General features: G+C 35.5%; 13 protein-coding genes. All 13 read right to left on the bottom strand.

Annotation, left to right across the window (positions count from 1 at the left end; translation table 11 throughout):
- Positions 1-118: 118 nt before the first annotated feature.
- Positions 119-985: a 2-oxoacid:ferredoxin oxidoreductase subunit beta gene (locus B3D98_RS15080; protein ID WP_004224896.1), complete on the bottom strand. Its 867-nt coding sequence runs from the start codon at positions 983-985 to the stop codon at positions 119-121.
- Positions 985-2724: a 2-oxoacid:acceptor oxidoreductase subunit alpha gene (locus B3D98_RS15075; protein ID WP_288583958.1), complete on the bottom strand. Its 1740-nt coding sequence runs from the start codon at positions 2722-2724 to the stop codon at positions 985-987. The genes B3D98_RS15080 and B3D98_RS15075 overlap by 1 nt, the downstream gene beginning before the upstream one ends.
- Positions 2725-2987: 263 nt before the next feature.
- Entirely contained in the window at positions 2988-3254 is a 267-nt protein-coding gene (locus tag B3D98_RS15070; RefSeq protein ID WP_004224903.1) for a stage V sporulation protein S, read from the bottom strand.
- A 177-nt stretch (positions 3255-3431) separates the two neighbouring features.
- Positions 3432-4229 carry a TIGR00282 family metallophosphoesterase gene (locus B3D98_RS15065; protein ID WP_048391507.1) on the bottom strand — a complete coding sequence of 266 codons (798 nt, stop codon included), beginning with the start codon at positions 4227-4229 and terminating at the stop codon, positions 3432-3434.
- Positions 4230-4343: 114 nt separating this feature from the next.
- Positions 4344-5453: an acyltransferase family protein gene (locus tag B3D98_RS15060; RefSeq protein ID WP_066036556.1), complete on the bottom strand. Its 1110-nt coding sequence runs from the start codon at positions 5451-5453 to the stop codon at positions 4344-4346.
- Between the two features lie 77 nt (positions 5454-5530).
- Positions 5531-7042 (bottom strand): lipopolysaccharide biosynthesis protein, encoded by a 1512-nt coding sequence (locus B3D98_RS15055; protein WP_269898911.1) that lies wholly within the window; start codon positions 7040-7042, stop codon positions 5531-5533.
- Positions 7032-8123: a glycosyltransferase gene (locus B3D98_RS15050; protein WP_054550542.1), complete on the bottom strand. Its 1092-nt coding sequence runs from the start codon at positions 8121-8123 to the stop codon at positions 7032-7034. Before B3D98_RS15050 ends, B3D98_RS15055 begins: the two co-directional genes overlap by 11 nt.
- Positions 8124-8128: 5 nt before the next feature.
- Positions 8129-9472, bottom strand: coding sequence for a hypothetical protein (locus tag B3D98_RS15045; RefSeq protein WP_269898912.1), 1344 nt, complete (start codon positions 9470-9472; stop codon positions 8129-8131).
- On the bottom strand, positions 9459-10649 hold the full coding sequence (locus B3D98_RS15040) for a glycosyltransferase (protein WP_279494240.1): 1191 nt from the start codon (positions 10647-10649) through the stop codon (positions 9459-9461). Before B3D98_RS15040 ends, B3D98_RS15045 begins: the two co-directional genes overlap by 14 nt.
- A gap of 119 nt (positions 10650-10768) precedes the next feature.
- Positions 10769-11887 (bottom strand): glycosyltransferase family 4 protein, encoded by a 1119-nt coding sequence (locus tag B3D98_RS15035; RefSeq protein ID WP_054550539.1) that lies wholly within the window; start codon positions 11885-11887, stop codon positions 10769-10771.
- A 95-nt stretch (positions 11888-11982) separates the two neighbouring features.
- Positions 11983-12738 (bottom strand): tyrosine-protein phosphatase, encoded by a 756-nt coding sequence (locus B3D98_RS15030; protein WP_288584079.1) that lies wholly within the window; start codon positions 12736-12738, stop codon positions 11983-11985.
- 40 nt (positions 12739-12778) lie between these two features.
- Entirely contained in the window at positions 12779-13480 is a 702-nt protein-coding gene (locus B3D98_RS15025; RefSeq protein WP_288583945.1) for a CpsD/CapB family tyrosine-protein kinase, read from the bottom strand.
- Positions 13480-14208: a YveK family protein gene (locus tag B3D98_RS15020; protein WP_115673176.1), complete on the bottom strand. Its 729-nt coding sequence runs from the start codon at positions 14206-14208 to the stop codon at positions 13480-13482. The genes B3D98_RS15025 and B3D98_RS15020 overlap by 1 nt, the downstream gene beginning before the upstream one ends.
- Between the last annotated feature and the right edge of the window lie 198 nt (positions 14209-14406).

Below are 14406 nucleotides of genomic sequence, written 5' to 3'. Positions count from 1 at the left end.
AAATAAATATAAGGATTTTATAAGGATTCCATAACAATTACTTACTTGCGATCGATTACTAAAGCATAAAAAAAGCATTTGGAATGACTTCATTCCAAATGCTTCGATCCTATCAATTTTACATAAATTCTTTTACTAAATCATTAAAATCATTTTCGCTCATTTTGATATCGATATCTGTTAATGGTAATTCAGAGTAGCCAGGTACTTTTTCTTGATACGACGTTGTTTCCGTATCATGATAAATAATGCCTGTTACTAACCCCTCGTGTTCCATCACTGTACGCATTGCCATACCACGATCTGAGTGATCATAACCTTCAACATCTGCTAATTTTGTTAAATTTTCTTTAAACCAATCATATGTGTTCACTTTGTTATACGTTACACAAGGTGAAAAGACATTGATAAATGAGAAACCTTTATGGTTAATACCAGCTTCAATTAGTGCTGTTAATTCTTTAATATCTGTAGAGAAGCCCTGCGCCACAAATGTTGCACCACTTGTTAACGCTACCTCTAATGGTTTCAATGATGGCTCAATCGCTCCACCTGGTGTAGATTTTGTAATAAATCCAGCAGCTGAACGTGGAGATGTTTGACCTTTTGTTAAACCATAAATTTGGTTATCCATTACAATATAAGTTATATCAATATTACGGCGGATGGCATGAATTGTATGCCCCATACCAATAGCAAATCCATCACCATCACCACCAGAAGCGATAACATGTAAATCACGATTAGCCATTTTCAAACCCTGTGCAATCGGAAGTGCACGACCATGAATACCATGGAATCCATAAGAATTGATATACCCTGAAATTCGACCTGAACATCCAATTCCTGAAATGACAGCAAGTTCATTTGGTTCTATGCCGACATTTGCAGCAGCACGTTGAATAGCTGCTTGTACTGAGAAGTCTCCACAGCCTGGGCACCAGTTTGGTTTCACTGTATTACGAAAATCCTTAAATGTTGCCATTAGCGAGTCAACTCCTTCACACGATTTTCTAATTCACCAGGCAAGAATGGTGTACCATTATATTTAGTGATTGTCGCGATTTTATCGTGACCACCAACATTCATCTTCATAATATTAGCTAATTGACCTGTATAGTTATTTTCTACAACGATCACCTTTTTCGCTTGTGCAACAAGAGGTGCTATTTCTGCAGATGGGAATGGGTGAATTAAACGAATATGGGCATGATTCACTTTCATTCCTTGTGCATTCAGTCGTTCTTGCACTTCTTCAATAGCTCCTCTTGTTGAGTTAAAGCCTACTAATAAAATCTCGGCTTCCTCATGTGGTGCATTGACAAAGACTGGGTTATCAAATTTCAAGCTCTCTAATTTGCGGAAGCGTTTATTCATCTGAGTTTGGCGATTACCCGTTGCCTCAGATGGCTTCCCTGTTTCATCATGTTCAACACCTGTAACGTGATGAATACCATGCAATGTACCTGGTAAGACACGAGGTGAAATGCCATCTTCTGTATCTTCGTAACGCTTGAAGTAGGCTTTATCTGCCGCTTCCTCAAGATCATCCATCACAATTTTACCGCGACGAATTTCAATTTTATTATAATCAAATGGCTCAACAGATTGTTTACCTAGAGATAATTGTAGATCTGTCATTAAGATTACTGGTAATTGTAATTCCTCTGCAATGTTAAATGCTTGGATCGTATCAAAGAAAGCTTCCTCCATTGTAGAAGGTGCAATGACTACTTTAGGAATTTCTCCATGAGTACCGTAAAGCATAGCCATCAAATCAGATTGTTCTTGCTTAGTTGGTAACCCAGTTGAAGGGCCTCCACGTTGTGTATCAACTACTACTAAAGGTTGCTCTGTCATACCTGAAAGACCAATTGCTTCCATCATTAATGAAAGACCAGGACCAGCAGAAGCGGTAAAGGAACGTACACCGCCAAAGTTAGCGCCAATAGCCATTGTTGCTGCTGCAATCTCATCTTCCGTTTGGATGACCGTTCCACCGAATTTCGGTAATTTTTTAATCAAGTATTCCATAATTTCAGACGCTGGTGTAATTGGGTATGCTGCCATAAAGCGTGTCCCAGCAGCTAATGCACCAAGTGCTATCGCATCGTTCCCAATCATAAACATGCGACGTTTACCATCTGCAGGTGCAAGCTCCCATTCGCCTATACGATCAACTAACAGCTCATTCATAATTTGACGACCACGTGTAATGGCTTCCATATTTTTTTGTACGACTTCTTCGCCCTTTTTACCAAAAATATCATCGACAACATTTTGGAATACTGCGTCTTCTAGGTTTAGCAATGATGCAGTTGCGCCGATAGCCACCATGTTTTTCATTAAGGAAGTACCAAGCTCTGCTGCTACTTCTGTAAACGGTACTGCAAATAATGGTGCTTTTGAATCCTCTGGTTTAACAGGATCAAATTTTGCATCGGCTAAAATAATACCCTTTTCTGTAAGCTCTTTATAATTGACATCAATTGTTTCTTGATCGAATGCCACTAAAATATCTAAATCATCCGCAATTGAACGTACTTCTGTTGGACGAACTGTAATTTTATTATTCGTATGGCCACCTTTAATTCGAGAAGAGAAGTGACGATAACCGTATAGGAAATAACCTAGACGATTCATTGCCATTGAGAAAATCTCACCTGTACTCTCAATCCCTTCACCCTGTTGCCCACCGACTTTCCATGAAAGCTGATGTAACATGTCAACAACTCCTTAAATCCAATGTGTACTATTATTTTTCCTTCATAAGTTTAACACGAAGAAACCGTCTGGACTATTGTTTCTCCACGATTTAGGCGAAAATCAGACCTTTGACTGAAAATCCTGTTCATAAAGTTGTAATTTTCAAATCTAAGCAAAATCACGCCCCTATTTCAAGTGACATCTATCATATGTAAAACAGGAAAACGAAAAAATGCTCCGCCACCATATTATGTGACAGAGCATTTTACTTCATTACTTTTTTATCGAATACGTTTTTCCACTAGCAGCTTTAATGCTGTTCGTTCTTCTCCAGCAATCAAAATATCGGCAAACGCCGGCGCGCAAATTAAATCTGTGCCACTTGGCGCTACAAATCCGCGTGCAATGGCCACTGCTTTCACGGCTTGGTTAAGTGCACCTGCCCCAACTGCTTGCATTTCTGCCTGCCCTTTTTCTCTGATTACCGCGACTAATGCACCTGCAACTGAATTTGGATTAGAGCGTGATGATACTTTTAATGAATCCACAATTATTCCTCCCCGTTTCGCGAATAGTGTTTACGCTCAACAACTCATGTCCCCCTTTTTGGACCTTAAGTTATTGTCCGTAGCACATTTTATGCTCCGCAAAACGGAAATAGACTAGTTTGACAAAGAAACCTATATCCCCGTAAAAGAAACGTAAAAAAACATTCTTCGACTTATCTACCCTTGAAATGGATAGTCTTCATTTATATAAATGCGTTCACAGGCAATAGCTTTTCCTGTTCGATCATCCATCTCTACAAAGAAACCACTCAAAACCTCTCGCCCTTTTTTCGGAACTTCAAAACGAGATGGCATGTTTGTTTGGAATTTATAGATGACACTTTCCTTCGTCATACCTAAAATTTCATCGTACGGCCCTGTCATACCAACATCCGTGATATACGCCGTACCTTGTGGGTAGATTCTTGCATCTGCTGTTTGCACATGTGTATGTGTCCCAACAACCGCTGAAGCCTTTCCATCTAAATGCCAACCAAGAGCGATTTTTTCACTAGTCGCTTCAGCATGAAAATCCACGAAGACAAGTGGAGATATTTGTCGAGCCTCTGCAATCAATTGATCTGCCATTGCAAACGGATCCTCATGTGGCGGTAAAAATACGCGACCATGTAAATTAATGACAGATAATGTCACGCCATTTTTAGAAATCTGAACCATACCTTTACCAGGTGCTTCACTTGAAAAGTTTGCCGGACGGATTAAGTAATCCGCGTCATCAATAAAATCAAAAATATCTTTATTGTCCCATGTATGATTCCCCATCGTAATAACATCTACACCCATTTGTAGCAAGCTATTATAAATATTACGAGTAATCCCTCGTCCTGCCGCAGCATTTTCCCCATTTGCAATCACAACATCTGGATTATACTTCTTTTTTAAGCGAGGTAAATATTTTTCCACCGCATCTCGACCAATTGAACCAACAATATCACCAATAAATAGAACTTTCATTATGCAAGACCACACTTTCTCTAAATAACATCTTTTAGTTTACCATCTTTGCTTTGGCAATCGCAAAGTAAAACGCAAGCCTTACCACATTTACACGTTTAAATACCCGTTTATTTAGGATTTCTGGATGGGAAATTGTGCATCTTTTTTATTAGAGGAGTCCCCATTGGTATTGAGTTGCCCTATAAAAAAAGCACCTAATTTCCATTTACTCATTATATATGTTATACAAATGGAGCAACTGAGACTGACAATAAATGAAATGGCAATGACAGAAAATACACTTAATGTTTCGATAAAATTCGTTAAAAAAATTTTAAGTAGGCTATTAACTAGGGGATGTAATAAATATATACCGAAGGAATAACGACTAATAAAAATGATAAATTCCGGCATTTTTCTTCTGTTACTCGCGATGAAAAATAACAGAAAAGCTACACTGAATGTATAAAGGATAACGTCTATTCTCTTTGAATGAACTTCCGTAATAATACCTGATAATTGAGTGGTTAGCAAAAGACTTACTGTGATTAGTAATACTGCTAGTAACAGAAAACGAAAACGCTGTAACCACGATAGAAATTTATCATAATTTTTTCCACAGTAATAAGCTACTGCAAAATAAGCAATCCACGCAGGAAATGGCATCTTATTAAAAAAATCCCATTGTAAACTAGTATACGCTAAATCAGGAAAATACTTAAATGGATCCAAAAAATTAAAAAAGGCTAAGTAACCAAAATTAATGATAAAAGCAGTCATTATTACTTTATAGGCAGGGTATCTTGAGGCAATAAATTTCACAAAAAATGGATGAATGATATAAAACTGAAAAATGATCACGATAAAATAACCATGGAAATCACCTTCCAAATAATTTAGTAGTAGTTTTTTAGCAAATTCAATAGAAGGCGATTCAATTGATTTAAGAACGGCATCAAGTAGTCCAATAAAAAGAAATGGCGTTAACATATATTTATAACGTTTTACATAAAACTTTTTCGGCAAACGATCTGAATAGGAATAGGCAATGACAAACTCTGAGATAAATATAAAAAGAGGTGTCCCGAACATAAAGATCAGCTGAATAGATGTCAGGATTACGAATAGTGGACCTTCTTCTATGTCATACATGTTCAATGCCAACGTAACACTATGCATTAACACAATCCCTAAGCAAGCAACGTATCGTAGTAAATATATTTCTTTGACTTCTCGCTTCATCACCCTCACCTGCCATTTCAAAGGAATCAATTTGCCTTTCAATTATGCTACTTACCTTACTCAATGCAGGGATAAAATTATTTACTATTGGTAGTTGTTCTCTTTAATTGCACCAAAATATCTCGCATTGTTTGAGGCTCAATAATAAAATTACCTACTAATAAAATAAACATCGTCCACAAGGAAATACATATAGCGGCTACAAGCCATGAACCTGCAGATGTAATATGGAGCTCGATAAAAAATATAAATGGTATTGCTGCAGTAAGTGCAAAAATACTATTTTGCACAATTTTTTTGACAGTATCTTTAGGTGAATTTTGTAAAATCTTTTTAGAAGAATAAATGATTAAATCATAAGTACGATAGCCGTATGAACAAATTCCTCCCAGTAATATTCCTTCTGCGCCAAAAAACTGTACAAAAACAAGAGAAACTACAAGGTTGATTAATGCTTCCATAATGGCACGATTTTTCGTCTCTCTAAAATGGCCTGCAGCATTCACTAACGTATTGGCAGGAATCCGAATTGTATTCGCTACTCCTACAATGACAAACAATATTGCTAACCAGGGCCTTATGTAATTGGCATCTTCAATCCCTGCTGTATAAATCTTTATAAATGGCAATATTAAAATAGCTGTACATGTGTAGCTAAAAGCAATGATGCCATAAAAAATATATTCAAAGTGATTAAAATATTTCCGAAGAACGTCCTTATCCTCTTTGACAAGAATGTCTCCAAAAGCTGCTAATATCGCCCCTGAAAAAGTGGATATAAACAAAGTGACTGCATTAAACACCATACTATAAACTGTAAACACACTGACTTCTGTTAAGCCCAGAAAAATCGTTATTAAAATAAACGGCGTGTTAAACACCACTAACGAGGCAATTTGATGAATTAAAGCATCCCATTTATCTTTAATTGCTAACGTATTCGCTTGTTTTTTACTATTGAAATATGGATATTTCTTTTTAACATACAATCTTAAAAAAAGAACATCCAGTAGCAATATGGCACTTGAACTAGCAACAACAATGACGATGGAAAAACCAAATGCTATCAAAGTAACTGACAATAGTGCACTCGCAAAAAGCAACATTGTTTGAATGCGAAAAATAACATAGCTTTTTTGATCTGCCGACAGTAGAACTAAATATTTCCCTATAAAAAAATACTCCCACATGCCACTAATCCCCAAAATAAGTACCATGTAAAGAGCCGTTCGCGGATTCACTTCATCTCCTACTAATAACGGATAACAAATAGCCAAAATGGCGACTAATCCAACAAAGACATAACCCGAACGTCTATAAAAACGATTAGTCGCTGAAAGAATTCCATTTATTTGGTCTTTATCACCCTTGGCTAGTGGCTTATAAAGTGCCACTATAGATGCATTACCAACCCCAGCCTCTACTATTTTTAAATAACTTAAAAATTGCTTAATCGACGAAACAAGCCCGTTTGTAGCAGAGCCGTATGTTGTCATAAATAGTCGAGGTAAAATGAAATTAATAACCGCTGCAACAACTTGTAGTAATACATTAGACATTAAATTTAAAACTAGTCTCTTAGTTCTCATGCTGGTAAGCACCTTTTCTTTTAGTAAAAGTAGGAATTAAACCTTTGCAATCACTGATCCGCCGTTTAAACCTATTCAACATGAAAAGTAAAAGAATTTGTTTTTTCTTTAATAACCAAGTATAGATCTTTGATTTGAGCGGCATATTTGTCATCCGAATCGCATGCAACGATCCATGAAACGCTTCATGAATCAACATTTTCTTAATAAAGGTACGCTTTTCATGTAAACGCTTATGGTTGAATCTATTCAATTCATTATTCACCGCTGCCATCACTAAATAAGTAAAATAATACTGAAGTTGTTCAGCAAAATTAGGAACCTGGTCTGCTTTCCTGTACTTTAAAACTTTCAATTGTTCATACAACACAAGTATTTTTTTAAAAAACATCTGATCATATCTAGCCGTCATGGAAGAAGAATGCTGACGGTAATGGTAGAGATACTGATTTTCTAATATATAAATACTTTCTGCATCAAGTAAGCTAGGATATGTACAAGCAACATCGTCCCCCATGCAAATTTGATCATCCACATCAAAGAGATTTTTCTCTAATAGGTCTCTTTTAAATATTTTGTTAGATAAAGATGGATATAAGCCAAAACGGTAATACTCGCCCGAATATAGCATAATTGGATATACTTCTTTTTCCATTCTATCCTTCCTGTACAAACCAGGCGAGACAAGCTGTGGTCTCTTCACTTCTTGGAGTGGATAATTTTCTACAATGTCACAAATAACAATATCTACATCAAAAACACGGGCAGTATTACATAATGATTTATACATATCAACTTCAATCCAATCATCACTATCTACATAACCAATATACTGTCCTTTGGCGACCCTTAGCCCTGCTTTACGGGCACTGACAGCACCACTATTTGCTTGATGAATGACGGTAATTCTTGTATCAGATTCGGCATATTCATCGCAGATTACCGAGCAGCTATCAGTCGAGCCATCATTTACTAATATCAACTCAAAATCTACGAATTCCTGTCTCAGAATACTATCAAGACACATTTTTAAGTAAGGTTCCGTATTATAGACGGGGACAATAATGCTTAAATATGGCACTCACCTCACCTCTCATTCATAGTAGTTCCCTTACTTTTACTCATAGTCAGTGCAAACATAATTAATAAAATATGATATGGAAAATAATCCATGACAAATGAATCAAGTCCTATATTCGCTATTAACATGATATAGAGAGGAATAGCGTTGATTGAAAGGATTTGAAAGCCTGGTCTATTCATAATTCCGACATTCTCTCTAAGTACTTTATAGAGGCTTGAAATGTATAGTACTGACAAGACTATTCCGATTAAACCTATATAATAGGGAGTTGATAAGTACATTGTATGTGCCATCTTTACCTTCGCAAAGCTTGTGCCAAAGCCTGCACCCAAAACAAATACTTTCGTGTTTTGAAGGATTTCATTTACAAATAGGCTCCAACTACTCACTCGACCAGTGGTAATGGCATCTGTCGATATTCCTGACCCAAAAAACCGAATCCAATAAATTTCGAATAACTTCTCGTAAAAAAAATAGAGGGCACCCCCACAAATAATCACGATAAAAGACGAAAATTTAATAGCAGTCTTCACATTATTTCTAATGAATACAACAAATGTCATCATAATGAAAACGATTAATGTAATAATAAACATTTTGGAATATGTCAGTATGCCAAAAAATGCTAATATCACGAGTAATACAATTGACTTTTTCTCCTTTTTTCCATCCAGATTAAAAAGCACTAATAAACAAGCCATAGCTATTAATACTTGCAAACTAAAGTAATTTGGATCTAAATCTAAACCCGTAAATCTTGTACTAATCGAGTTCATTGTCTTCACTGTATTCACAATGGTCATTGACTCTATGAAATGATCAATTTCTGGGATAGAATAACTAATCAATCGAACGATTGAAGCAGCTAGTAAACCCGATGCATAGATATACGTATACCTTCTGAAATATGCCTTATCATCGAGGGTCAATATTGCACAAAAGAGCACACTATAATTCAACACAAAGCCTAAAACTGCAATAAGATTACCACCACTAACTATCGTTACGGCCACCGTATAAAGTGCAAATAAAAAATAGGTTAATAGGAGTCGTTTTGAAATACCTTGCTTTTGTAAAAAGAGCGTCAAAATACTTAACAAAATATAGAAAGAACTAAGTACAACAAGCAGTGAGTATCCTGATATATCGAATTTAATGACATACACCCACGAAATAAAAAACAATAAATAGTCAATTCGATGCTGCTGCTTATCTAGCAGCATCGCCAAACTAGTTAAAAGGAAGAAGAGCCAGAGAAATAGATTACTACCTGTATATATTTTGAATACGACAAAGATACTTGAAATTATACAAATGAGCACACTAAAATTCTTAGATTCTATCATGTACATCAAACTCCAATACAAGTTGCTCTTGAGCTTTTTTGTTTGTGTAGTGATTTTCCTCTATGTAATTTTTCATATTGTGTAGTAATTCTGTATTTTTCATAACACTAGAAATGACTTGAAAGATGTCTTGAATGTTAAAGCCTGTTATCAATCCGTTATGACCATTACAAATTTGTTCACCTGCTGCGGCAAAGTCCGTTGTAATAACAGGCGTTTGTACAATTAATGCCTCCCCAATGACCATTGGATAGCCTTCGTAGGCAGATGTTAAAACGAATACATCACTACATTTTATAAATGGATAGGGATTTTTCATTTCTCCTACAAATTCAACTACATCCTCTACACCTAGTTGCAAAGCTAATTGCTGATTTGAAAGTAGGTCTGGTCCATCCCCTAAAATGCGCCAGCGAAAATTATTTATAGAAGCTTCCTTTAACAACTTACACAGATGTGGAATAAGGTCGAACCTTTTTGTACTATTTTCAATTCGCCCGACAGATATTAAATCCAACTCGCTTTTATGAAACGGTGTATATTGACATGCCAGTTCTTTAATCTCTTCGATTGGAAAAAAATTATAAACCACTTGAATTTTATGTTGATATTGTGGAAGAAAATTTATTAAATTTTCCTTACATGCTACCGAAACACATAACAATCGATCAAAATTTTTATAGGTTTTGACACAAGCCTCATAATTAAAATTCGCTTTAATGGGATCTGTATGAATCCATGCTAACTTACGATCTGCTATCACAAACTGATCTACAAATAAATTGGTCCCCTTATTGAAGTATTGATTGGGTACATCATTAAAATAAGATATGGCGATATCATAATGACAATTATTGCGATGTTTTTTTAAAAGCATCGAATAGAAGTTATGGGAACCTATTAATCGAACAACTATCATACACACAATGCGTAAAATAATATGCCATACGTTATTTCTTTTTTTCACTTCAGCAAAAGGTGTAGCAATTAGTTGTAACAGTAAGTTCCCTGTAGTTACCTTCACATTGGAGGGAATATCGTTCATTAATTCCCCTCCACTAAATGTGAAAACATCTATCTCATATTTCTCGTAGAGGCTGATTTCTTTTAGCATATTAATTAACGCCTTTTGGATGCCACCCATTTGAAAATTTTGTGCAACAAATAATATTTTCATATTAGCCCCCCCTAAAAATACTACTGTAAATTTTTATATTGCTCTTACGTTTGTGGATAAAAATTGGATCGATAGCGGCTACGAGCTACTCCCTTTGCTACTCACACTCCGCATAGCTTTTATAAATTACTGTATAAATCTGTTATCCGTTTCTCCATTTTCGCCCAGCTGTAACCTTCTTCGTACAGTGCCTTCATTTCACGAGAAATTTCTGGCCATTCTTTTCTACGCTTTACCAAATTCTCAATTCCGTTTTGTAAACTCTCTCTATTGTAATCAATAAGTTCTCCAAAATTATTTGTTGCAACTACTTCTGACATTCCCGTATTTTTCACCATAATCAAAGGCTTACCAAGCATTAATGCTTCATAGAATTTATTAGGTGCAGCATAATAATGGTTAGAGATGGTAGGATCATAAATAGCCGTCATAATGTCACAACTATTTTCTAACTCTATTGTTTTTTCATAGGGTAACTTACCATAAAAGTGTATATTGTCATGCATTTTCGAAGCTTGCAGCAATGTATCAGCTAACTTACCAAATCCACCAATATGCAGCTCATAACTTGGCGTATTTTTTACTACTTCAACCAATTCACTAATCAATCGATTTTCAGTAAGTATACCTACATAGACTATTTTTACTTTTTTCGGATTCAACTCTAAGCAATCATTGGAATCTATATAACGTGGAGTATTATATATGACCTCTATTTTTTTAGGTGAAGCTTTAGCAATCTGTTCTTTGCGCTTTTCTGTACATATAATGACTGCATCCACACTATTCATAAGGCGTATATCTAGACTAGCAATGACCTTTCCAATAATCTCCGGTCCATAAAATGGTGAAGTATACGAATCAAATACGTCGTAGATTACTTTTTTACGAAGTAATTTCCCACATATTGTACCTATTAACGCTGTATCAAAATCACAAGCGTGAATCATATCATACGTATTTTTATGGCGAAGTAACCATTGAAAAAGTTTAAGTTGAAAATTTATAAATGGGACTAAGTTCTTTTTCAAACCTCCTCCAAATGTTGCCGGAATACCAAACCTTGTAATACGAATTGCCTGTTCACCTTCTAACAGCTGGTTCTTTATTTTATATTTTTTATCTCTATCCCAAGCTAAAATGTGAACCTTCCAATTATTTTTCGCAAGGCAATGTGCTTCCTTTTCAACCCTTGGATCTGGAGAAACAGGGTTACTCCTCATAAAAACAACTCGCATCTCATATGCCCCCCCTTAAACACTTAATGTCTCTAGTGCTTCAGCTACTTTTCGCTTCCTTTTATGTCCTTACAACTTAAAGGTGCTTTCCCATTTTAAAAAAACTTCCACCATTTTTTTGTGAAAGTATCATCTGGTTCATATACAATTAATGGAAGATTATTAATGATTCGTTCGTTATTTTCAAGCAAAAATTCTACCATATCCAAACCTTTTTGTTTTTCTAAAAATCTAAGTCCCTTTTCAAATAAGAAAGGACGTGTATTTAAGTTATGCACATCTGAACCGTATGTATGGACAAGATTCGAGCGCACTAAATTTAGCGAAAGTTTTTGGACGGTTTTGCCAAACAATCCTGCTAAACTCCCTGATGTAATTTGTGCAAGTGCTCCCTCGCGTATAATTTGTTCCAAATGACTTGGATTTTCTGAAATGACTCTATTTCGCTCTGGGTGTGCAATAATTGGTGTTATGCCTGCTGTTAATAACGAGTAAATGATATCCTTTGTATATTTGGGAATATGATTAGAGGGAAGTTCCAACAGCAAATAATTGGAATTTGCTAATGTATGTAATTGTTTTTTTTCATACAATTCTAGAATGTTACCTGCCAAGCGTACCTCTTGTCCCGTGTAAAGTTTTAACGGCATATTACTTTGGTCAATTGCCATTTGTAACTGTACAATTTGCTCATTCACGACATCAAAGGGGACATTATACAATGGATGTAAAGCATGCGAAGTGGAAACAATCGTTGAAATCCCCTCCAAAACTGCCTGCTCAAATAAACAAAGTGTCTCTTCAATCGTTTTCGGACCATCATCGACATCAAATAATATATGACTGTGCATATCAATCACTGTACTTCACTTCCCTGTCTAGATACTTGAATTAACGATAATATTGCTCATAATATTGATGGAGTGGCATTTTATAGTTATTTAATACTACGCCTAAAATATTTGCTTTTGAGGCTTCAAGGCTTGACTTTGCTTTTAACACACTTTCATTTTCTGCAACTCCACTGTTCACAATTAATAATGTACCATCACATTTATTAGACAAAATTTGAGCATCTGTTACAGATAATAGGGGTGGCGCATCAAAAATAATGATGTCAAACTCTTTCTTTAGTTCCTCAATTACACTCCCCATTAAGGTAGAAGCTAGTAACTCTGCAGGATTGGGGGGAATAGGCCCACTTGTCAAGACATATAGATTAGCAATATCTGTATTATTGACGACTTCGGAAATTGTAAAATGTCTTGTTAGTAAATTTGATAGACCTCTAGCATTTTGCAATAGAAACGTATAATGCATTGTTGGTTTTCGTAAATCTGCATCTACGATGACGACCCGTTTTCCTTCTTGTGCGAAAACAACACCTATATTGGCTGCATTGGTTGACTTTCCTTCACCTGGTGTTGCAGATGTCACTAATATTGTTTTAATCTCTCTATCTGGCATTGAAAAAGTAATATTTGTTCGGATTGTTCGAAATTGTTCAGAAATAAAAGAATGGTCATTTGCAATCGTCACAAGTTTTCGTCCCATTTTCACTAACTTCTTCTTTTTCTTTTTTTTCCAAAACATTATGATCCTCTCCTCGTTTTACGAGATTTTATCCTAGTGCTTTTATTGTGAGCATCACTAATTTGACTAATCAAGCCAATAATCGGTAGTCCTATTAGCTCTTCAATATCTTGCTCCGTCTTGATTGTAGTATCTAAGCTCTCTATTATGATTATGAGAGCAGCACTTAAAACAAAACCAATAAACGAGGCTGCTACTATATAAAGGGTTTTATTTGGCGCAATCGGTACAGGTTCCTTATCTAATTGTGCAACTGACAAAATATTAACATTATCAACCGTCATTAAAACTTGGATCTCCTCTTGAAACACATCTGCTATTGTATTGGCAATTTCGACAGCCAACCCTGCTTGCTTGTCTACAACATTAATATTGACAACTTGTGAGTTATTGGCACTAGATACAGTAATTTGATCCATTAAAACTTCAGGTGTGACATCCAAATCTAGCTTATTTATAACTTTAGATAAAATAGCAGAACTTGTTATGATAATGTTATACGTATTAATAAGTCGGAGATCTGTTTCAACCTGTTGTACACCTAAATGTGGTTGCTCTATATTTTTTTGATTAACTAAAATTTGCGTTTCTGCCTCATAGGTAGGTTTTAACACAAAGATGCTAATAAAGGCTGTAACCAACGCTGCAAAAAGTGTAAAACTTATGATAAAAAGAAAGTTTTCTCGGACTATTTTCAATATATCTTGTAATGTGATTGTTTCTTTCAATGCTCTTCACTCCTTGTCAAAACATAAACCAGTTGTAAAAATGGAGTATAACTAGGCTGGTTAATTTTTAAAAGGTATTCATGTTGAGGCTAGTTCACTATGCTTTATTCCATACTATATTGTTGGAATCATCCATTTATTCTTACTGGGTAGATCACATCGAATTTATTCACATACAATCAGAACCACCAGTCTAAC

The organism is Lysinibacillus sp. UBA5994, assembly GCF_002429725.1.
GTDB lineage: Bacteria > Bacillota > Bacilli > Bacillales_A > Planococcaceae > Lysinibacillus > Lysinibacillus capsici.
This window is presented reverse-complemented; position numbering and strand designations above follow the sequence as displayed.